General features: G+C 65.6%; 17 protein-coding genes and 2 riboswitches. Of the genes, 12 read left to right on the top strand and 5 right to left on the bottom strand.

Annotated elements, in window-relative coordinates; translation table 11 throughout:
- Window positions 1-166: 166 nt before the first annotated feature.
- The 4 genes from U7114_RS02445 to U7114_RS02430 form a co-directional block, all read right to left on the bottom strand.
- Window positions 167-1,501, bottom strand: coding sequence for a prealbumin-like fold domain-containing protein (locus U7114_RS02445; protein ID WP_157239043.1), 1,335 nt, complete (start codon window positions 1,499-1,501; stop codon window positions 167-169).
- A 737-nt stretch (window positions 1,502-2,238) separates the two neighbouring features.
- Window positions 2,239-3,894, bottom strand: a complete 1,656-nt coding sequence (locus tag U7114_RS02440; protein ID WP_323056467.1) for a DNA repair helicase XPB — start codon at window positions 3,892-3,894, stop codon at window positions 2,239-2,241.
- 13 nt (window positions 3,895-3,907) lie between these two features.
- Complete coding sequence (locus U7114_RS02435; RefSeq protein WP_157239041.1) at window positions 3,908-6,394, bottom strand: helicase-associated domain-containing protein; 2,487 nt, start codon at window positions 6,392-6,394, stop codon at window positions 3,908-3,910.
- Window positions 6,395-6,404: 10 nt separating this feature from the next.
- Entirely contained in the window at window positions 6,405-6,638 is a 234-nt protein-coding gene (locus U7114_RS02430) for a hypothetical protein (RefSeq protein WP_157239040.1), read from the bottom strand.
- A 226-nt stretch (window positions 6,639-6,864) separates the two neighbouring features.
- Between U7114_RS02430 and U7114_RS02425 the strand changes: the two genes are divergently transcribed.
- Together U7114_RS02425 and U7114_RS02420 are read left to right on the top strand one after the other, a co-directional pair.
- Complete coding sequence (locus tag U7114_RS02425) at window positions 6,865-7,248, top strand: cold-shock protein (RefSeq protein ID WP_104996883.1); 384 nt, start codon at window positions 6,865-6,867, stop codon at window positions 7,246-7,248.
- A gap of 6 nt (window positions 7,249-7,254) precedes the next feature.
- The gene (locus U7114_RS02420; RefSeq protein ID WP_157239038.1) at window positions 7,255-7,809 is read left to right on the top strand and encodes a DUF3027 domain-containing protein; all 555 of its coding nucleotides are present in this window, start codon (window positions 7,255-7,257) and stop codon (window positions 7,807-7,809) included.
- 65 nt (window positions 7,810-7,874) lie between these two features.
- Here U7114_RS02420 and serC read toward each other — a convergent pair whose 3' ends face one another.
- Entirely contained in the window at window positions 7,875-9,005 is a 1,131-nt protein-coding gene (gene serC / locus U7114_RS02415) for a phosphoserine transaminase (protein WP_321215405.1), read from the bottom strand.
- A 280-nt stretch (window positions 9,006-9,285) separates the two neighbouring features.
- Here serC and U7114_RS02410 point away from each other — a divergent pair, with 280 nt between their 5' ends.
- The 10 genes from U7114_RS02410 (at window position 9,286) to U7114_RS02365 (ending at window position 20,445) form a co-directional block, all read left to right on the top strand.
- Window positions 9,286-9,978 (top strand): metal-dependent transcriptional regulator, encoded by a 693-nt coding sequence (locus tag U7114_RS02410; protein ID WP_321215406.1) that lies wholly within the window; start codon window positions 9,286-9,288, stop codon window positions 9,976-9,978.
- Window positions 9,979-10,096: 118 nt separating this feature from the next.
- A riboswitch (cyclic di-AMP (ydaO/yuaA leader) is annotated at window positions 10,097-10,339 on the top strand.
- 10 nt (window positions 10,340-10,349) lie between these two features.
- Window positions 10,350-11,171 carry a M23 family metallopeptidase gene (locus U7114_RS02405; protein WP_157242685.1) on the top strand — a complete coding sequence of 274 codons (822 nt, stop codon included), beginning with the start codon at window positions 10,350-10,352 and terminating at the stop codon, window positions 11,169-11,171.
- 112 nt (window positions 11,172-11,283) lie between these two features.
- Window positions 11,284-11,481: riboswitch (cyclic di-AMP (ydaO/yuaA leader) on the top strand.
- A gap of 70 nt (window positions 11,482-11,551) precedes the next feature.
- Window positions 11,552-12,223: a C40 family peptidase gene (locus U7114_RS02400; protein WP_157239035.1), complete on the top strand. Its 672-nt coding sequence runs from the start codon at window positions 11,552-11,554 to the stop codon at window positions 12,221-12,223.
- A 159-nt stretch (window positions 12,224-12,382) separates the two neighbouring features.
- Window positions 12,383-13,150 carry an NlpC/P60 family protein gene (locus U7114_RS02395; RefSeq protein WP_157239034.1) on the top strand — a complete coding sequence of 256 codons (768 nt, stop codon included), beginning with the start codon at window positions 12,383-12,385 and terminating at the stop codon, window positions 13,148-13,150.
- A 260-nt stretch (window positions 13,151-13,410) separates the two neighbouring features.
- Window positions 13,411-13,911, top strand: coding sequence for an HNH endonuclease (locus tag U7114_RS02390; protein WP_104996890.1), 501 nt, complete (start codon window positions 13,411-13,413; stop codon window positions 13,909-13,911).
- A 49-nt stretch (window positions 13,912-13,960) separates the two neighbouring features.
- Window positions 13,961-14,602 carry a molybdenum cofactor guanylyltransferase gene (gene mobA / locus U7114_RS02385; protein WP_321215407.1) on the top strand — a complete coding sequence of 214 codons (642 nt, stop codon included), beginning with the start codon at window positions 13,961-13,963 and terminating at the stop codon, window positions 14,600-14,602.
- A 16-nt stretch (window positions 14,603-14,618) separates the two neighbouring features.
- The gene (locus U7114_RS02380) at window positions 14,619-14,912 is read left to right on the top strand and encodes a DUF6457 domain-containing protein (RefSeq protein ID WP_199775326.1); all 294 of its coding nucleotides are present in this window, start codon (window positions 14,619-14,621) and stop codon (window positions 14,910-14,912) included.
- Window positions 14,909-16,285: a molybdopterin molybdotransferase MoeA gene (locus U7114_RS02375; protein WP_321215408.1), complete on the top strand. Its 1,377-nt coding sequence runs from the start codon at window positions 14,909-14,911 to the stop codon at window positions 16,283-16,285. Before U7114_RS02380 ends, U7114_RS02375 begins: the two co-directional genes overlap by 4 nt.
- Before the next feature lie 81 nt (window positions 16,286-16,366).
- Window positions 16,367-17,245 carry a formate dehydrogenase accessory sulfurtransferase FdhD gene (gene fdhD, locus U7114_RS02370; protein WP_321215409.1) on the top strand — a complete coding sequence of 293 codons (879 nt, stop codon included), beginning with the start codon at window positions 16,367-16,369 and terminating at the stop codon, window positions 17,243-17,245.
- A 149-nt stretch (window positions 17,246-17,394) separates the two neighbouring features.
- Window positions 17,395-20,445, top strand: a complete 3,051-nt coding sequence (locus U7114_RS02365) for an alpha-mannosidase (RefSeq protein ID WP_321215410.1) — start codon at window positions 17,395-17,397, stop codon at window positions 20,443-20,445.
- Window positions 20,446-20,635 lie beyond the last annotated feature (190 nt).

Raw genomic sequence — 20,635 nt, 5'->3', positions numbered from 1 at the left:
CCAGAGTCTGTGAGTTTTCTGGATGCATGGTGAATGTTGCATGGGCGTCCGCGGCGCGCAGTAAAGTTGGTGGCGCCGCCAGGGTCCCCTGCACGGGAGTGCGGAGGACCCTGGCTTTGGGAATCACTTCAAAGTGATCAGCTGGTCAGGTGCCAGATTTCCCTGTCTACTGCGGGATGTCCACATTCGCGGGGTGACCGCCGTAGCTCTTGTCGTCATACGCAGCGCCGCCCAGGCTGCAAAGCTGGGCGGCCGTGGTGCCTGAGGGAGCCGTGGCCAGCGAGTCCTTGTTGACGCCATCAACCGTGACCTGGCTTGAGTACAGCGAGTTGTCGGCTTCCTTGCAGACGAGCACGATGATCTTGAAGTCGCGCGGGTCTACAAAGGTCAGGCTGACGTTCGTGCCCCCCACGACGGTCACTGCTTGGGGCGCTGCCGTGTCGTGCCCCGTTGGTGTGGTGGTCTCAACTACCCAGTAATTGCCTTGGAGAACCTGGCTGAACGAGCACTTGCCGTCGGCGCCGGTGGTGCAGGTTGTGGCGGGGGTTACGGCCAGGTCTGTTGCCGGATCAAAGGTTCCGCCGACAGGTGCGGCATCGTTGTAGAGCGTGAAGACGGCACCGGCCAGTGGGGAGGCCGGCGAGTCGTCGTCGGTCTTCAGCACGTTAATGTCGGCGCACTTGGACGTGGCGACGGATATCGGGGCGATGAAGTCCTTCAGAGCCGCTGTAAATGAATCTGAGGAGCGGCTCTTCAAGTACGCACTGCTGAACGGCAGGCAAGGGTCCGTGCCGACGATACCGGCAGCGGTCAGGTTGATGGCTGCTTCGCCGAAGGTCCGGACACTCAGATCTCTCGGAGCGTTGGGTGCGATGGGGTCCGTAACCACAGCGGTGTTGATTGAACCCTCGAAAGTTCCGGTCAATGGCTGGACTTTGCCCCAGCAGGGGGTCGCGTTGGCTGCCTCGCAGAGCGTCCGGGCACCGGTGGTGATCCACCGGTGGAATCCAAGAATCGGATTCACGCCGCCTTGGGACAGGTCATATTTGATCAGGACATCGCCGGCCGTACGGACGGGGGTCACACCGTTGGAGGACAGCACAGACGACTGGTTGAATTCGAAGTCCATGTTGGTAGTGCCATTTGGTTCCTGGACCCGCTCCCACGCGAGGTATGCGTACGTGCTGCCGTTGGATTCTTCCACGAACTTGGCGTAGAAGCGTGTCAGGTCGCTCTTGTTGTTGGGGATGGATCCGTCGACGACGGACGGTACTGCGGTGTCTTCCTTCGTGCCTGTACCGAATGAATTGTCTGTCTGGCCGGTTGGAAGATCGAGACCGCAACCACCGGTCAACGTTGAACAATCAATGCCGATGTTCGCCCAGTCTTTGATGTCGCCTGTGTCGACGACCAGGTTGCCGTCCTGAGCGTTTAGTTGGGCTCCGGAGAGCGTGGCCTGAGCCGACGTGACTCCGGTAAGGATCAAAGCCAGACAAGCCATGCCTGCGCCCAAGCGGGCGCGCGTTATATTCTCCATTGAATTACTCACTTCTGGGAGTGGCGGATGGTGTGACGGTCGGCGCGGACCTGTGGTCCGGCACCGGGAGGTCCCCCAGCATCCCTCTCCAAGAATCTGATCGGATGGCGCCCGCGCGTCGGGTGCCCGCCGGCTACTCCGGTGGTCGCGTCTTTGCGGCACGGAGCGGGCAGGCAGCACGGAGCCAAGTGTTATAGCTTGGGGGTGCGCGGGTGGATCGGCTGGGGCGACTGCGCATGCACGCGTCCTCATACACGGGGAAAGCCATGAGGCTTCGCCCATCCTGATCTGAGTTCAGGACCTTTTACCAATGTGTAACCCAGCGCTCTGAGCGTAGCCCGGGGATAACGGGATGACAACGTCCGGAAGAGATATTGACCAAATATTGCCCGAGGGTTCATCAAAGCTGACATGCGGCTCCACGCTGCGATCCCGTCCATGGAGGCGGGCACCTACCTGTGCGAGCCGTTGGGGACCGCGAGGTTCTCGGTCTAGCCGGTGAACACGTCCGTGGCGGTCAGGGTCCCGGGCGAACTCCCCCGCGGGCACGCCTTCCATTACCGCTACGCCCTCGCCGCAGCGAAGACACGGGCATATTGGAAGCAGAAACCACGGGCATCGGAAGCATTCAGCCACGCGAGCCGGTGCGGCACGGACAACACGTTTGCGGGCATCCCGTGACATACCCGGTAGGTGGCGACTTAGGCCCCGGCGGGATTCTGTTCCACATCCTTGGCATCCATGATCCGGTAGGCATAGCCCTGTTCCGCCAGGAACCGCTGGCGCTTCGCCGCGAATTCCTGGTCCAGGGTGTCCCGGGCAACGAGCGAATAGAAACGCGCCGCCCTGCCGTCCTTCTTGGGCCGCAGGAGCCGGCCCAGGCGCTGCGCCTCCTCCTGCCGCGAGCCGAACGAACCCGATACCTGGATGGCCACCGATGCTTCCGGAAGGTCGATGGAGAAGTTGGCCACCTTGGAAACCACGAGCGTCTGGATGTCCCCGGCCCGGAAGTCGTCAAAAAGCTTCTGGCGTACCTTCACGGAGGTGTCGCCCTTGATCACCGGCGCCTGCAGGCGCTCGCCGAGGTCATCGAGCTGGTCGATGTACTGGCCGATGACCAGCAGCTGTTCACCGGCATGCCGGGCCACCAGCTGTTCCACTACGTGCGTCTTGGACTCGGAGGTGGCGCAAAGCCGGTACTTGTCCGCATCATCGGCCATGGCATAGGCAACCCGTTCGTCCTTGGGCAGGTCGACCCGGACTTCCACACAGTCTGCCGGCGCGATGTAGCCCTGGGACTCAATGTCCTTCCAGGGGGCGTCGTACCGCTTGGGCCCGATAAGGCTGAACACCTCGCCCTCGCGGCCGTCCTCGCGCACCAGGGTTGCGGTAAGGCCCAGCCGGCGCCGTGCCTGGAGGTCGGCGGTCATCCGGAAAATCGGTGCCGGCAGCAGGTGCACCTCGTCGTAAATGATCAGTCCCCAGTCGTGGCCGTCCACAAGCTCCAGGTGCGGGTACAGGCCGCCGCGTTTGGTGGTCAGCACCTGGTACGTGGCGATGGTCACCGGCCGGACTTCCTTGACCGCTCCTGAGTATTCGCCGATCTCGTCCGCGGTGAGGGACGTGCGCTTGAGCAGCTCGTCCTTCCATTGCCTGGCGGCTACCGTGTTCGTGACCAGGATCAGGGTTGTGGTGGAGCCGGTAGCCATTGCCGCGGCGCCCACCAGGGTCTTCCCGGCTCCGCAGGGAAGCACCACCACGCCGCTTCCCCCCGACCAGAAGTTGTCGCTCGCCATCTGCTGGTACGGCCGCAGCTTCCAGCCATCCTCGTTGAGCGCGATCAGGTGCGGGGTACCGTCCACATACCCGGCCAGGTCCTCCGCCGGCCAGCCGATCTTCAGCAGGAGCTGCTTGAGCTGCCCCCGCTGGGAGGCGTGCACCACAACGGTTTCACCGTCGATCCGGGGCCCCAGCAGGGGCTGGATCTTCTTGGCCCGGATCACTTCCTCCAGGACGGGGTAGTCGTCCGTCCGCATGACCAGGCCGTGCTGCGGGTCCTTCTCCAGGCGCAGCCGCCCGTACCTGGACATGGTTTCTTCAACGTCGATCAGCAGCGAATGCGGAACCGGGAAGCGCGAGTACTTCAGCAGCGTGTCCAGCACCTTTTCCGCATCCAGCCCGGCGGCGCGGGCGTTCCAGAGCCCCAGCGGTGTCAGCCGGTAACTGTGCATGTGCTCCGGTGCCCGTTCCAGCTCGGCGAAGGGCGCGATGGCATGACGGGCTTCAGTTGCCAGTTCATGGTCCACCTCAAGCAGGATGGTTTTGTCACTCTGGACAATCAGGGGTCCGTCGTTCACGCAGGGAAATCCTTCACTGGCGCAGTTCCTCTGCAGCCTCAATGTCGATGATGCGGTGGATGGACAGTACGCGTTCTGTTTCCTTTGCAGGATCAAACACCCGGACGCGTCCGCCGCTTACTGATAGCGGAACAACTACTTCCAGGCTGGCATTCCCCAGCCCGTCCACCACGTTCATGCTGATCCGCTGCTTGAGCCTGATGGCCCGCTGCAGGGCCTCAAGCCCCAGCTGGGTTCCGGCCTCGCCGTCCCGGTGTCCGGAACCGCCGCGGTGTCCGACGGCGGCGCCCACCTGGCGCAGGACCGCGAGCTGTGCGTCCACCTCCTCAGCCCCCGGCGCCGTCCGCGGGGCGGTGTAGACAGGGCGCAGGTGGTCCTGCGGGGTCGGGGCTGCCCGGAGCCGGACCACCGGTTCGTCCGCGCCGTCCACGGAGGGGGAGAGCCCCAGGGTGCGGAGAACCTGGGCGGTTTCCCGCGGTGGCGCCGAGGAAACCAGGACGGTGGGAGCAATCTTCACCAGGTTCAGGCCGGACGCCTTCGGCCCGGAGAGAAGCTCCAGGAGCGCGGCTTCGTCTTCGCTCTGGATAAAGCTGGCAGCCGCCCCCACCCGCAATCTTCCGTGCCGTGAGGCCGTGTCCTCCACAAGGTATTCGAGTGGCTGGGGCACGGCGGTGGCAGAGTGCTCACGGAGGAACTCCAGGATGCCGGCGGCGTCCTGTCCGCTGTCCAGGGCCCGCTTGATGGAGCCGGCGGAAAAGCGGTAGGTGGTTGCCGGACCTTGGCCTTCCGCGTCAGCCATCAGCAGCAGCTTCCCGGTCAGTTCGGGGGCCAGGTACCCCGGGGCGACGGCAGTGAGGTCGGCCTGCAGTAAAACGTGGGTGACAGCTGCCGGCAGGTGCTCGCCCAGGATGGCAAGCGCGGCTTCAGGGTTGTCTTCCGCCAACGCGCTTCCAAGCTGGCTCAGGGCTCCGGATCCCACCAGTCCAAGGAGCTCGGCTTCGGCGAGCACGCCGCGGATCATCGAGCTGAAGCGCCTGGCCATCCTGGGCTGTGCCCACTCTGCGCGCTGGAGAACAGCTGCGGCATCAAGTACTGGTGCGGTCCCGTCCGGGGCGCCTGCCTCGGCAGTCAGCTCATCCAGGATCTCCAGGATGCGTTTGCGGACCACCGGGGCATCAGGCCGCTGCGCTTCGGCTGACAGCGCGATGACGGTGCTGCCGGAGGCGGAACGGTGTGCCGCCGGCACGCTGCGCGTTCCATTGACGGGCTGGCCCACCAGGGACGGCACGCGCTGGCTGGACAGCCAGGCGTTCACCAGCCAGAGCCACTGTTCCTGCCGCGGCAGGACGAGCCATTCCAGCTGCGGAGGCTGGATCCAGGACGAGGAATCGACATCCAGGCGGATGAGTCCGGCCAGTGCGGTCAGCTCCAGCAGGATTCCCGCGTGCTGCAGGTCGATCCGCAGCAGTTCGGCAAGGCGCCTCATCTCGCGCACTCCCACACCGCCGCTGCGCAGCGTGACCAGCGGTTGCTCCCCTACAGCGTGGAGCAAATCGCTTACCAGGCGCAGCGTCTCCGAGATGGCGCTGAGTGCTGCGTTCCGGCGCAGCGCCGCTGAGGTCCGGCCGAGTTGGGGGACCGGGGGCGACAACGTGAAATCGTCGATCACCGCACCGCCGCGCAGCGAGATCCCCACGCTGTGCGGCAGCTCGACGTGCGCCGCGTCCAGCGGCACCAGCAGGCCCCGCGCCAGGAGCCAGTCCACGGGCCCGACGTCGGATCCTTCCGTGGCGATTGAGGCCTTCCGTTGGGCCTGGGGGACGGCACCCATGGCCCAGTTCCGGAACCTGGCGAGCAGCGCCGTCGTCCGCTCCGGGGCAGTGGACAGTATGCTCTGGAGAGCCTCGGGGGAGGAGGTCCAGTGCTGCAGCGCCAGCGCCGCCTCCATGGGGGTGGTGGCATCGTGGATGGCAACACCGCTGCGGTGCAGTTCGGACACCAGTTGCACGGCCCGCTGCGCGAAGGCCGGCTGAAGGCGGACCAGCTCGGTGTAGCTCCTGCCCAGCCCGGCGGGATAGATGCCCACCACGTCCTTCAGCGAACCCACCGGGAGGTAGTAGTGGTGTTTCGCCGCGGATGCCGGGGTGCCGTGCGGCGGCTCGGCGCGGTGCACCAGCGCAAGTTCCTGCAGCGAATGCAGGATCCGCTCCACCGAGGCTGCCGAAGACCCGGAAATCATCTTCCGGAGTCCCGCGGCGGACGCGCTGTGGCCGGTGTCCGTATTGGTGCACAGGTGGAGGGTTTCGAGGACCTGCATCTGCGGACGGTTGAGGCGTTCAAGTGCCCGCTGCACGCTGAGCCGGGCACTTGCCCGCGCGGCAAGGGCGGGGAAGTCCGGAACGGGGGGCGAAATGAGGTCCGGCCGCGCATCGAACAGCGCACGCAGTGAATCGTCGCTGCGTGCCTCCAGCTCCTTGCTCAATGCGCGAATGAGGGACATCAGTCCAACGTTACCGCCGGTCCGGGTTTGCTGCCCGGCGGCGCCCGGCAACGCTGTCCAGAACCAGGAACAGCATCAGGAGGAACGCAAGCGGCAGGCCGTAAAGCGCCGTATAGGTGACCCAGGCCGGAGCCACTGAGCCGGCAAAGGCAAGGGCCATCACGGTGCCCACTGCCACCAGGGAAAGCACGGCCACAGCCGCGGCGATGATCATCAGGGCACGCCGGTAGCGCGAGGGTGTCATGGACGTAACGCTACCCCTCCTGCCGCACCGGGAGTGAATGGTGCTGAAGGAGGCAGCCGGAAGGTTGCACTGGGCCGTTGAAAGCGTCAATAGGGCGGTGGGCAGGATAACCTTGAGGGATAGACCAACACGGTCCGCAGCCGCCATACCTTGAACCCGCATTGCAGTGCGGATGCGGTGACGGCTGGCCGTGTCAGAAGACGTCAGAACGAAGAAGGTTGATTACGTGCCTACCGGCAAGGTCAAGTGGTATGACAAGGACAAGGGCTTCGGGTTCCTCGCAGGCGAAGACGGCCAGGAGGTATTCCTGCCCAAATCGTCGCTGCCCGAAGGCGTAACAGAGCTCAAGGCAGGCACCCGGGTTGAATTCGGGGTAGCCGACGGACGCAAGGGCGCCCAGGCCCTGGGGCTGCGCGTCCTGGACAAGACGCCCTCGATCGCCAAGGCCAAACGGCCCAACGCCAAGGAACTCGCCCCGCTGGTCCAGGACCTGGTGACCGTGCTGGACAATCTCTCCGGAACCCTCTCCGCAGGCAAGTATCCGGAAGGCAACAAGGGCAAGGCCATCGCCGCTGCCCTGCGTAAGGTTGCCGACGAGCTGGACGTTTAGGCGCCGATGAACCCGGAAGCTGAACAGCCGGTGGCCGCCGCCCAGGACCAGGACGGTCCGACGGCGGGGGCTGCTGCCGCTGCCAACCCTGCGGCTGCGGGGGCCAAGGCCATGTCCAAGCGCCGCGCGGGTGTTCCGGTGTGGCGGACAGGCAAGCCTGATGCCTTCCTGGCTGCAGCCGTGGACACCGCCCGCACCGCCATCGAGGGCATCACGGCACCGGCTACGATCGGCCAACACCTTGCGGCCAAGAGCGAAGGCGACCGCCTGGTGACCCATCTGTTTGAGTCGAAGCTGGCCGGTTACCTGGGCTGGCAGTGGTACGCGGTGCTCACCCGTAACTCCCGCTCCAAGGTCGTCACCGTCAACGAACTCGGCCTGCTGCCGTCGGAGGATTCGATCCTTGCCCCGGAATGGGTGCCGTGGGCGGAACGTGTCAGACCCGAGGACGAGCAGGAGCCGGAGCAGGTGCCGGCCCAGGAGCCGGAACAGGGCCAGGAATCCGGGGAGGAAAAGCCCGGCGACGGTGGACAGCCCGGCGACGAAGCAAGGACTTCCTGACCACACACGAACGGCGCCGTCCGGGATGATCCCGGGCGGCGCCGTCGTACGTTAAGGCTGCCGGCCTACTTGCGCAGTTCGCCCACCACGTAGTCGATGCTCGCCAGCAGGGCAGAGACGTCGGACGGCTCGATGGCCACAAACGTGGCGATGCGCAGCTGGTTGCGGCCCAGCTTCCGGTACGGCTCGGTGTCCACGATGCCGTTGGCCCGCAGGACCTTGGCCACCACGGCCGCGTCCACTGAATCGTCGAAGTCAATCGTGGCGATTACGTTGGAGCGCTCGTCCGGGTTGGCGACGAACGGCGTGGCGAATTCGGAGGACTCCGCCCAGCTGTAGATGCGTCCGGCAGAATCTGCAGTCCGCGCCGAAGCGAAGTCAAGCCCGCCGTTCGCGTTCAGCCACTGCACCTGGGCGTCCAGGGTCACCAGGGTGGACAGCGACGGCGTGTTGTAGGTCTGGTTCAGGCGGGAGTTGTCAATGGCCGTCTGGAGGTCCAGGAAGTCCGGGATCCAGCGGCTGGTGGACTTGATCCGGGCCGCGCGCTCCAGTGCAGCCGGCGAGAACAGGCCAAGCCACAGCCCGCCGTCGGAGGCAAAGTTTTTCTGCGGGGCGAAATAGTAGACGTCGCTCTCCGCCACGTCGACGTCCAGGCCGCCGGCTGCCGACGTCGCGTCAATAAGGACCAGTGAGCCCTCATCCGCGCCAGCCACGCGCTTAACGGGGGCGGACACGCCAGTGGACGTCTCGTTCTGCGGCCAGGCATAGGCATCAACGCCCGCCTCAGCCTGCGCAGCAGGGCGGGTTCCCGGCTCGGATTTGATGATGGAGGAGGCATCCAGGAAAGGTGCCTTGTTGGTGGCTGCCGCGAATTTCGAGCCGAATTCACCGAATGAGAGGTGCTGCGCCTTCTTCTCCACCAGGCCGAAGCTGGCGACGTCCCAGAACGCCGTGGAACCGCCCACGCCCAGCACCACCTCATAGCCTTCCGGGGCACGGAAGAACTGGCTCAGGCCTTCGCGTACGGACCCCACCAGGTTCTTGACCGGTGCCTGCCGGTGGGACGTTCCCAGGATGGTCTTCGATGCGGCGGACAAGGCATCGATCTGCTCCTGCCGGACTTTGGAGGGACCGGCGCCGAACCGCCCGTCCTTGGGCAGGAGGTCGGCGGGAATAGTGATGCTGGTTTCGCTCACAGGTGCTCCAATTTCGGCGTGGACGGGGTGTTGGTCCGGACGGATGTGGGTGCCAGGCAGTCGCGGCGACTGTGACTCGGGCCCTCCCTCATTCTGCCTGAACAGCTGTTTCAGCGGGAACCGGGACCGTCATAGTCCAGACATTGAGACAGGGCCCCTGCCCGCGCCGTCAACTATTCGGACAAACTCAAAATAGGCTAAGCTTTCCAACGGACCACGCTGCATGTGAAGGCGGTACGGTGGGACAACGCAAGGTACTGCGCTCGAGGAGCTGAGCTGGATGACGGATCTGATCGACACTACGGAGATGTACCTTCGGACCATCTTGGAGCTTGAGGAAGAAAACATCGTTGCCCTCCGGGCCCGGATCGCGGAGCGGCTGCGCCACTCCGGGCCCACTGTGTCGCAGACCATCGGCAGGATGGAACGGGACGGCCTGGTGGTTGTCTCCGGAGATCGGCACCTTGAACTCACGGAGGTGGGCCGGAAGCGCGCCACCGAAGTCATGCGGAAGCACAGGTTGGCGGAGCGGCTCCTGGCCGATGTCATCGGGCTGGACTGGGCCTACGTCCATGACGAAGCCTGCCGCTGGGAGCACGTCATGAGCGAACGGGTGGAACGGCGCATTTACGAAATGCTGAACCATCCCACTGAGTCCCCGTATGGCAATCCCATCCCGGGATTGGCGGCCCTCGGGGGCGAGGCGCAGGCCGCTGCGGACGCGGCGGTCAGCCTGCTTGAGGCCATGAAGACCTACGGCCCGGCGTCTGAGGTGACAGTCAGCCGCCTGGCAGAGCCGATCCAGGTGGAACCCGAGTTGTTGGTCCAGCTTGATGAAGGCGGAATCCGGCCCGGTGCCTCGGTCTCGCTGGAGCGGGTGGGGGAGTACATTTCGGTCCGCGTCCCGGGCATCGAAGGGGCCCTGGAGCTGCCGCCGGAAGTCGCGGCGCACGTCTTCGTGGCCGTACGCTAGGGACCGCTTGAGGCCTCCCGGCTACCCCAACGGGTGCCGGTTACGCAAAGATAACGGAATTGTTACTTTGGGACTTTTGCCCCTATAGTTAAACCCAAGCGTTGATACTAAAGCGTTACCTGATCTGGAGCCGAGCTCTGCCAGCGGATCAGGTGCACGAGTCATTACTGGCAGAGGCGGGGGAACCACAAACGGCAGCCGGGGGACTGCCTTGGGGTGAAGTCCGTCAGCAGCAAGCCTCTTCCAGTGAAGGATCCTCCGTGGATACCTCTGTGCCGAAGCTTGCTTACGGCGGACCGGGTCTTTGAACTCTCTGACCCGAATCCGACAGCTAACTTCGCAGGCTTTCCAGAGAGGAACCCTTCTTGTCCATGCAGACCCCCAGGGGACGCCGCCGCGCAGCGGTGCCCGCTTCGACGCCGCGGGTTGTTGAAGTCATCACCACGGAACGCCCCCGCGATCCCCACCGTGATGCGCGCCGCCGTCGTGGTCCCTTCCGCCAAGTCACCGAGTTCGCTGCTGCGAGCGGAATCGGCCAGAAGGCCGGAATCGCACTCGCAGCCACAGGCCTGGTGCTGACCGTGACGGTGCCGGCCACCAGCCCCGTGATGGCCACCGACGCTCCCGGTGTTACTCCGATGGCAGCCTCAGCCGTCACGCCGCAGCCGCAGATCTCAGCCGAGGCCGGTGCCCAGATCGATTTCAGCCGTTCCGCCGTGGTCACCCAGGCGGATCCGGACGGCAAGCTCAAGCAGCTTCTCAGTGCCCAGTCCGCCGGCTCGGTGTCACGTGCTGCCTCGGCAGGAAGCCTCGGCGCTCCACTGGCCACGCTGACCACAGCGTCCCCCTTCGGCTACCGCGTCAGCCCGATCACCGGTGGCTCAGGCGACTTCCACCGCGGCCAGGACTATGTGGCCCAGTGCGGTACGTCGGTCTTCGCTGCCGCCACCGGTACCGTGACCTTCGTGGGCTGGCACCAGTTCGGCGGCGGAAACCGCGTTGTGGTGGACCACGGCAACGGCCTGGAAACCACGTACAACCACCTCTCCTCCTTCAGCGTGAGGGAGGGGCAGACCGTCTCGCGCGGGGACGTAATTGCCCTTAGCGGGACCACGGGCGCCTCCACGGGCTGCCACCTCCACTTCGAGGTGCAGGTCAACGGCGAAGTGGTCGATCCGACTGGCTGGCTGTAGTCAAGTGACGGTGAACTATCAGATGATCGTGACTTGCCGTGACCTGAATGTGACATTCACTCAAAACTGCTGTACCGTCTAACTCGCGTCAACTTTTCCGAAGTTGACGCTCTTGTGCGGATTGCCTAACTCTGCCACCGCTCAAGGTCCGTTCGCATTTCATCGTCTGGCAGGGGCGGGGGAACCAATTTTGGTCTTGGCTTTGGCTAAGACCTTGGGGTTAAGTCGCAAAACTTCCTTGGAAGCAGCGCGGCCGGGTGACTCCCATCCGAATCCGACAGCTCACCTCGCAGGCATTGGGAGAGGCTACCTTCGTGTCTTCACGCAATAATTCTGCGCGCCACCGTGCGCAAACGGTTCGTACCAACCCCTTGGACACTATGTCCAAGGCTGTTAGTGCCAATGCCGGGACAGTAGGTCGCCAGGCTGCCGTTATCGCCGCAGCTTCCGGTCTTATCCTCAGCATGGGCCTGCCCGCCAACGCAGCGGACACCACCGCTGGTGTTTCCGCTTCCACCGAGTCCGGCTCCGCGCAGGCTGCCCTGGCAGTCACCGCAGCCCCCACGGCCACCGTGTCGTTCGAGCGGCCCGTGGTCAAGACCACTGCCGCCCCGAAGCCGGAGCGGGTGCGCCCACAGTCCACCGCCACGGAAACGGGCGCAGCGTCGAGTTCGGAGTCTGCAGCGGACAAGCTGGCCAAGACTGTCTCTTCCGCTTCCACCTCAGGCATTGCTGCCATCGCCTACACGGGCATTGGCAGCCCCTACGTCTGGGGCGGCACCAGCCCGGTCACCGGATGGGACTGCTCCGGCTTCACCCAGTGGGTTTACGCCCAGGCCGGCATCAGCATCCCCCGCGTCAACGCCTGGACTGCCATGACCCCCACCTCCACCCCGCAGCCCGGCGACCTGGTCATGCAGAACGGCGGAGCGCACGTCGGCATCTACGTCGGCAACGGCATGATGGTCAGCGCGCTCAACCCCTCCCAGGGCACGCTGCTCCACGCCGTAGCCGCCACCGGCACCTCTTCGTTCTTCACCATCAGCAAATAGTTCTTGGACCCTCGGGTCCAAGAACTATTTCTTTGCTCCACCACGCTTTCCGCTAACACCACATCCCCGTTCGGGGCGTGCCGGCGTACCCCCAAGATGCCGGCGCGTCCACATCCCTTGGTGCCCACAACGGCCTGAGGAAAACGAAAGAGAGAACTGATGACTACTCGTGCTACCGCACGGCATCGCGCCGAGGTCACCAAAACCAGCTCAATCGCCATCATCGCCAAGGCTGTCGGCGAGAACGCCGGCGGCGTAGGCCGCCAGGCCGCTGTCATCGCCGCCGCTTCCGGCCTGGTACTGACCAGCGGCATCGCGGCGAACGCTGCCGACTCCAACGTCCAGCGCGACTCCGCTCCGGCTTCCACCCTGGAAGTTGAATCCGCCGTCGAAGCCCCCATCTCCGCGGCCTCCACGATCAACATCACCTTCGAAAAGCCCGCCGTCACCACCACGCCGGCCCCGGTTATCGAAGAACCCGCACCTGTCGAGGTCCAGGAGGCCGAGCCGGCCCCCGTCGCCCAGCCTGCTGCTCCCAAGGTCACGGCCAAGGTTTCCACGGCCTCGGCCCCGGCCGCCGCTCCCACTGCTTCCGCCAGCGGCAAGGGTGCAGCCATCCTGTCGGCTGCATACGCCCAGCTGGGTGTTATGCAGGACTGCACCATGCTGGTCACGAACTCCCTGGCAGCAGTGGGGATCAACTTCCACGACTGGCCTGCAGGCTACCTCTCCCTGGGTCGCACCGTCAGCGCTGCCGAGGCGCAGCCCGGCGACCTGATCTACTACGCCGACGGCGGTGCCGGCATGGCACACATTGCTGTCTACGCAGGCAACGGCCAGGCCGTCCACGGTGGCTACAACGGAAACCAGACGGTGGTCTTCAGCGCCAACGTCGGCTCCGGCCCCGTGTTCATCCGAGTGAACTGACCCGCCAGTTCCGGCGGTCCGACCAGGACTCAAAAGAACCCTTGCCCTCACGGCAAGGGTTCTTGCCTTTTAACTGCCGGCTGCTCCAGCCGTTCAGTATGCGCCGCCTGACTGGATCGACACGACCGTTCAGGGAAAGGGCGATTAGCCGATCGCGCGCTTCTATGTTTACTCTTGTGGTGTCGATCCATAGCCCGGACATGCCGAGGGCAGCCGGCCCTCGTGCCCCTGGACGGGTGCGGCCGTGAAGAGGTACGTGCATGCGCACTCTCGTTCTGAATGCTGGGTATGAGCCCCTGGCGGTGATCACTTTCCGCCGGGCGCTGGTGCTTGTGCTCACGGGCAAGGCCAGCGTGGTTGCCGAAGGCGATGATCCCGTGGTGGGACCGCAGGAAATCCTGGGCCGTCCCTCGGTGATTCTCCTGAACCGTTACATCCGGCCGAGGTACAACCAGGCCACTGCTGTCAGCCGCCGCGGAGTGCTCAGGCGCGACGGCCACAGATGCGCGTACTGCGGTAAAGCGGCCCACACCATCGACCACGTCCACCCCAAGTCCCGGGGCGGCGAGGACTCCTGGGAGAACCTGGTGGCGGCCTGCCTGCGCTGCAACAACGTCAAGGGCGACCATACGCCGGCGGAAATGGGCTGGAAACTGCGTTTCGTCCCGGAGCCACCGCATGGAACCATCTGGCAGATCAAGGAACTTGAGAAGCCCACTCCAGCCTGGGATCCGTTCCTTCTGCCGGAGCGGGCCGCCTGACCGGAACCTTCGGCACGCCCGCAGCGCCGCCGATGGCTAGGCTGGGGGCATGGAACAGAAGCGGCTGGACTTCAATGCAGTGATCCTGGCCGGCGGCCGGTCTTCCCGGTTGGGCGGGGTGCCGAAACAGGGCTTGGTTTTCCATCATGACACCCTCCTCCAGCGCGCCCTGGCCGCTGCAGCGGATGCTGCGCGGACGGCGGTGGTGGGCCCGGACGCCGGACATTCTGTCCCCGGGGTGCTTTTCTGCCGGGAAGAGCCGGAGTTCGCGGGGCCGGCAGCTGCCATCTCCGCCGGACTTGACGCCTTGGCCCGGGACGGACACGAGGCGGAGTTCACTTTGGTGCTGGCGTGTGACATGCCGCTGGTCCGGGACGCAGTGGAGGCACTGGTGGCGGCCATGGTTTCGACGAACGCAGACGGCGCCATGGCACGCGCGGAAGACGGCCGGCTCCAGCCTCTGGCCGGTTTTTACCGCACGGCTGCGTTAAAAACCTCGGCGGCGCAGCTCTCGTCCCGTGGCGCCCTTATTAACGGCTCCGTGCGCTCCCTCCTTGCTAGTCTGGAGGTGCAGCCTGTCACCGTCCCTGCAGGTTCCACGGCAGACGTGGACACCTGGGATGATGCCGCCGCACTAGGGATTGCCGCCGGCAACCAGGACAAAGGCCAGGACCGGCGCAGCCGCAGTTAAATAGGGAGGCACGTTCGTGAAAAGCCAGGATGAAACGCTGGAGGAGTGGTGCAGGTCCCTCCTCCAGGCCTATGAACTGGAGGACGTCCAGGTGGACGTCAACGCCATCCTTGCCTTGGCCGGTGTGGCCGCCCACTCGGTGGTCCGTCCGGCCGCGCCCCTGACGACGTTTATTGCCGGGTATGCCGCCGGCCTGGCGTCCGGCTCGGGCCGGGCACCCAATGCTGCTTCCATGGAGTCCGCCCTGGCCGTGGCCCGTTCCCTGGCTGCCGACTACGATGCTGAAGCCGCCGGGGCTCCCGGCGAATGACGAAGGAGTCCCAGCAAGCAGCGGATGCTCCCGGGGGCGGGCAGCCGAGGCACCTCGACCATACGTGGGAAGAAGCCCGGCAGGCAGCTTTCGACGCCGGCACTCCAATCCCCGCCGGCCCTGTTCCCCTGGAGCTGGCCCTCGGACGCAGGCTGGACCAGGACATTGTGGCCCTGCAGGTGATGCCCCACTATGCGTCATCGGCGATGGACGGCTGGGCCGTTAATGGCACGGGGCCGTGGATCCTGGTGGATGCAGGTTTGCCGCTGGCTCCGCACCAGGCCAGTCCCATTGCCACGGGGGGACTCATACCGCCCGGGGCGAAGGCGGTGCTGCGCAGCGAAAGCGCCCGCCTGGACAAAGACGAAGACGGGCTGCCCGTCCTGGTGACCGGCGGCACTGCCCGCCCTGGCGAGCCCCGTGCAGGCCAGCATGTCAGGAAAGCAGGGGAGGAGGCCTCGGAAGGGGACATCCTGGTCAAGGCCGGCGTGGTGCTGAACCCTGCGCACCTGGCCCTCGCAGCCCTGGCCGGTTATGACGAACTTGTGGTCCAGGGAAAGCCCCTGGTCCGGCTGCTGCTGACCGGTTCTGAAGTGGTTGGGAGCGGCCTGCCGGTTCCGGGGCAGGTGCGTGACACCTTCGGCCCGCAGCTACCGGCCGTGGTGGGCATGCTGGGCGGGCTGCCGGGCGGACAGCAACGGATCGGCGATTCGTACGCTGAATGGCTGGCGGCACTGGAGGACGTGGTCCCCGGGGTGCCGGGCGCGCCGGACCTGCCGGCCGACGTCGTCATCACCACAGGCGGGACCGGAAAATCCGGCACCGACCACCTTCGCCGGGCCGTGCGGGAGCTGGGCGGGCGGCTGATCATTGACGGCGTGGCCATGCGTCCCGGACACCCGGCCGTCCTGGCCGAACTTCCGGACGGGCGGTTCGTGCTTGGACTGCCGGGTAACCCCCTTGCAGCCATGATGGCACTTTCCACGGTGGGGGCCCCGCTGCTCGCGGCGCTGGGACACCGCACGCTGCCGGCCGTGCAGGAGGTTCCCTGCGGAACCACCCTCGACCCCGAACCCGGGCGCACACGCCTGGTCCCGTTCCGCCTGCTTTACGGCATGGCCTCTCCCGCCCAGCACACCGGCCCGGGCATGATGCGCGGGCTGGCTTCAGCGGACGGCGTTCTGGTTGTGCCTCCCCACGGGGTGCAGCTGGGAGAGCTGGTGCCCGCCTTTGCCCTTCCGTGGGGGCCGCCCATCCCGGCGCCGCCCGAGCCCGCCGCCAAGACGAAGGCGCGCACTGCCGGACGGACGGGCAAGCCGGCCGCCAAACCGGCGCCGGCCGGCCCCGTAGACTGGAGCGCACTCCTTGGCTGAGGCCTGCCAACGTGCTGCAGCCACGCTGGCATCGCCCCAAGGCAGTTGCGATGATGGACACATGGACAGGAACGGTGGGATATGGGACGCGTGACCCAGCGCCGCAAGGTGCACAAGTATGTGCTGGACGGTTCCCCGAACGCCCTCGAGTTTCCGGTCCGGTACCGGGAGGACGTCCTGGCGGTGGAAGAGCCGCTGGAAATCCGGCTGGGAAGCCTGTCCTACTCGGTAACCATGCGCACGCCGGGGGATGACTTCGACCTCGTGGCCGGGTTCCTCGTGTCAGAGGGCGTCATCTGGGAGTCCGGGCAGCTCGTTTCGCTGCGCTTTTGCGCCGGGGAAGACGAAAACGGGGTGCAGACCTTCAACGTGGTGGAGGCCCAGTTGCGGCCCGACGTGGAGCTTCCTTCCATCGGCCGGCACGTCTACACCTCCAGTTCATGCGGCATCTGCGGGACCGACTCCATAGAATCCGTCCGGAAATCCTCGCACTTCAACCCCGCCGGGGATCCGCTGAGCGTCTCCGCGGAGGTGCTTGCCTCGCTTCCGGGCATCCTCCGGGAGTCCCAGCGCCTCTTCGATGACACCGGCGGCGTCCATGCTGCCGGGCTCTTCAAGATAGGGGACGACGGCGGCCCCCAGCTTCTGTGCCTTCGGGAGGATGTGGGGCGGCACAATGCGGTGGACAAGGTTGTGGGGTGGGCCCTGAGGGAAGGTTTGCTGCCGCTTCGCGGCACCGTGCTCCAAGTCTCCGGCCGGGCATCCTTCGAGCTGGTCCAAAAGGCTGCGCTCGCCGGAATCCCCGTCCTCGCTGCGGTCAGTGCGCCGTCGAGCCTTGCCGTCGAACTCGCCGAGGCCAGCGGAGTGACCCTCGCCGGCTTCAGCAGGGGAACCAGCCTTAACATCTATGCCGGTGACGGAAGGATACGGCGGCCGGTGGCCGCGGCGCCGCCGTCGTAAGCTTCGGCCGCCGTCGTAAGCTTGACTTGCGCGCAGGTCAGCGTCCGGGATGCGTTTTCCGAAAGGGTTGGTAAACGGGCTACCAGCGGGTAGATTTATCCATCGAATGGACAGCATGGTCCAGTCCCAACCGCTGAAGAGGGCCCACATTGCATGACGACCGCCGGATAACGGAAGTCCGCCTCCAAAGGTTCGTGCGTGAACGGATTAGCCCGGCGGTCTACGGCCGGAGCCTTCCCCTTACCCTGAGCAGCTGGGATGCGCCCGATGAGCCAGTCCCCGCGCTGGAGGCAATGCGGCAGGACTTCCAGCCCCAGGAACACGGGGCTCCCTGGGGGAAGCCTTGGGGGACCAAATGGCTCCGGCTCCAGGGCGAAGTCCCCGAATCGTGGGGCACCGGGCCGGACACCACTGTTGAAGTGCTCGTGGACCTCGGTTTCACCACCGAAATTCCCGGCTTCCAGTGCGAAGGCCTGGCCTGGCGTCCGGACGGCACCACCATCAAGGCTGTCTCGCCCAGGAACCAGTACATACCGCTGAAGCTGCTGGGTGGCGGCATGGCGGTGGACTTCTACGTGGAAGCCGCCGCGAACCCGGACGTCGCGCAGGGCTGGACCTTCGCCCCCATGCCGTACGGTGACAAGTCCACGGCCGGGACGGCGCCGCAGTACCGGCTGGGGAACATCGCCATTGCGGAACTGAACCAGGCGGTCTGGGAACTCCAGCAGGATATCCGGACCCTTTCCGGCCTGATGGCGGAACTGCCCCTGGAACTGCCGCGGCGGCATGAGATCCTCCGCGCCCTTGAACGCATGATGGACGTCATGGACCCGGACGATGTTCCTGGCACCGCCGCAGCGGGACGTGAAGCACTTGCCGAAGTACTGGCCCGGCCGGCCTATGCCTCAGCCCACCAGCTGGTGGCCACCGGCCACGCGCACATCGACTCCGCCTGGCTCTGGCCGGTGCGCGAGACGGTCCGCAAGTGTGCACGGACCTTCTCCAACGTGGTGTCCCTGATGGATGAAAATCCGGACTTTGTGTTCTCCTGCTCCTCGGCGCAGCAGCTGGCCTGGATCAAGGAGCTCTACCCTGAACTGTTCAGCCGTATCCGCGAGAAGGTCCGCTCTGGCCAGTTTGTCCCCGTGGGCGGAATGTGGGTCGAGTCGGACACCAATATGCCCGGCGGTGAGGCCATGGCACGCCAGTTCGTGGAGGGCAAGGGCTTCTTCATGGCGGAATTCGGCGTTGAGTGCCACGAAGCCTGGCTGCCTGATTCATTTGGCTATTCTGCTGCGCTGCCGCAGATCGTCAAGTCTGCCGGCAGCCGCTGGTTCCTGACCCAGAAGATCTCCTGGAACCAAACCAACAAGTTTCCCCACCACACCTTCAACTGGGAGGGCATTGACGGCACCAGGCTCTTCACCCACTTCCCGCCGGTAGACACCTACAACTCGGAGCTGACCGGCCGCGAACTGGCACACGCGGAACGCAACTACCGGGACCATGGGCGCGGCACCGTGTCCCTGGTGCCGTTCGGCTACGGCGACGGCGGTGGCGGACCAACGCGGGAAATGCTGGCGGCAGCGTCGCGCGCCGCCAACCTGGAAGGCTCGCCCAAGGTCCGGATCGGCTCGGCCGAGAGCTTTTTCACGCAGGCGGAGGAAGACTACCCCGTCCTGCCTGTCTGGGTTGGCGAGATGTACCTCGAACTGCACCGCGGAACCTACACCAGCCAGGCCAGGACAAAGAAGGGCAACAGGCGCAGTGAGCACCTGCTGCGGGAGGCCGAACTGTGGTGCACCACGGCCGCGGTCCGTGCCAGCGGCGGATACGCCTACCCGGCCGCTGAGCTCAAGCGGCTGTGGCAGCTGGTGCTGCTGCAGCAGTTCCATGACATCCTTCCGGGCAGCGCCATTGCCTGGGTGCACCAGGATGCCGAGCGCAACTACCAGGCAATCGGTGAAGCCCTTGAAGCAATCATCAGCCAAGCTGCCGCCGCCACGCTGGGCAAGGGCGAGCGGACCTTCCTGCTGAACGCAGCGCCGCATGCCAGGGCCGGCGTTCCCGCCCTGGCTGCGGGCGAACCTGCCGCGCCGGCCGGAGAGGTCCATGCCAAGGCCCATGACGGCGGCTACATCCTGGACAACGGCGTCATCCGCGCGGTGCTGGACGGTAGCGGGCTTCTCACGTCATTGGTGGATCATGCCACCGGCCGCGAAGCCATTGCGCCGGGCCAGCGCGGCAACCTCCTCGAACTGCACCGGGACACGCCCAACGAATGGGACGCCTGGGACATCGACGGGTTCTACCGGCGCAACGTCACGCCGCTGACCCAGGCGGCATCCGTGCGGTTGAGCCGGGAAGGGGCAGAGGCTGTCGTCACGGTGGAGCGGCTTGCCGGCGCGTCCCCCGTTACGCAGCACATCAGCCTTGCGGCCGGCAGCCCGTCCCTTTCCATCACCACATCCGTGGACTGGCAGGAACGCGAAAAGCTGCTCAAGCTCGGGTTCGCCCTGGATGTCCGGGCGGAGAGGTCTGCGGCGGAGACGCAGTTCGGCCACGTCTTCCGGCCCACGCACACCAATACGTCCTGGGAAACGGCAAAGTTCGAAATCTGCGCACACCGGTGGATCCACGTGGCCGAGCCGGGGTATGGCGTGGCCATTTCCAACTCCTCCACCTACGGGCACGATGTCACGCGGAGCATCAGGGAGTCCGACGGCGGCACCACCACTACCGTGCGGCTCTCACTGCTGCGCGCCCCGAAGTTCCCGGATCCCGACGCCGACCGCGGGCTTCATGAACTCACCGTCACCATCCGTCCGGGAGCCGGTATTGCCGATGCCGTGGAGGAAGGCTACCGAACCAACCTCGTGCCCCGGCTGGTCCACGGCGCTTCGCCGGTGGAACCGCTCTTCTCCGTGACGAATCCTGCGCTCGTCATTGAAGCGGTCAAGCTGGCCGAGGACGGGTCCGGCGATGTGGTTGTCCGCCTGTACGAGTCACTGGGCGAGCGCTCTGCGGGGAAGCTCACGGCGAACTTTCCGGTGCGGCGCGTCACTGCCGTCGACTTGCTGGAGCGCCCGGTCCCCGCACCCGGAGTGGAAACGTGCCGGGACGGAGCGGATCTGGTTTTGCGACCGTTCCAGCTGGTGACCCTCAGGCTTGCCAGGGAGACTCGCCCGGCCCCTAAATGAGCATGAGGGGCGGGGGGCTTGGCGCCCCGAAAACAGCGTTAAATAGGCTGAGTGGGGGCGGTCCCCAACGTCCCGCCACCACTCATCCCCCCAATGCATGCGAAGGCCCCCGGAACGCAAGCGTTCAAGAAATATCCCCGTTCGCAAACGCCATGCGCTCCACCTTCACACATTCATGATTGTTTCACAT

Origin of the sequence: Pseudarthrobacter sp. C1 (genome assembly GCF_034720455.1) — a bacterium.
GTDB lineage: Bacteria > Actinomycetota > Actinomycetes > Actinomycetales > Micrococcaceae > Arthrobacter.
The sequence above is the reverse complement of the archived record's forward strand: the minus strand, read 5'-3'. Positions and strand labels throughout refer to the sequence as shown.

Excerpts from the sequence above, each read along its gene's own strand:
- U7114_RS02445 (WP_157239043.1), bottom strand. The coding sequence starts at position 1,501 with ATGGCTTGTCTGGCTTTGATCCTTACCGGAGTCACGTCGGCTCAGGCC.
- U7114_RS02435 (WP_157239041.1), bottom strand. The coding sequence starts at position 6,394 with ATGTCCCTCATTCGCGCATTGAGCAAGGAGCTGGAGGCACGCAGCGAC.
- U7114_RS02430 (WP_157239040.1), bottom strand. The coding sequence starts at position 6,638 with ATGACACCCTCGCGCTACCGGCGTGCCCTGATGATCATCGCCGCGGCT.
- U7114_RS02420 (WP_157239038.1), top strand. The coding sequence starts at position 7,255 with ATGAACCCGGAAGCTGAACAGCCGGTGGCCGCCGCCCAGGACCAGGAC.
- U7114_RS02410 (WP_321215406.1), top strand. The coding sequence starts at position 9,286 with ATGACGGATCTGATCGACACTACGGAGATGTACCTTCGGACCATCTTG.
- U7114_RS02405 (WP_157242685.1), top strand. The coding sequence starts at position 10,350 with ATGCAGACCCCCAGGGGACGCCGCCGCGCAGCGGTGCCCGCTTCGACG.
- U7114_RS02400 (WP_157239035.1), top strand. The coding sequence starts at position 11,552 with ATGTCCAAGGCTGTTAGTGCCAATGCCGGGACAGTAGGTCGCCAGGCT.
- U7114_RS02395 (WP_157239034.1), top strand. The coding sequence starts at position 12,383 with ATGACTACTCGTGCTACCGCACGGCATCGCGCCGAGGTCACCAAAACC.
- U7114_RS02390 (WP_104996890.1), top strand. The coding sequence starts at position 13,411 with ATGCGCACTCTCGTTCTGAATGCTGGGTATGAGCCCCTGGCGGTGATC.
- mobA (WP_321215407.1), top strand. The coding sequence starts at position 13,961 with ATGGAACAGAAGCGGCTGGACTTCAATGCAGTGATCCTGGCCGGCGGC.
- U7114_RS02375 (WP_321215408.1), top strand. The coding sequence starts at position 14,909 with ATGACGAAGGAGTCCCAGCAAGCAGCGGATGCTCCCGGGGGCGGGCAG.
- fdhD (WP_321215409.1), top strand. The coding sequence starts at position 16,367 with ATGGGACGCGTGACCCAGCGCCGCAAGGTGCACAAGTATGTGCTGGAC.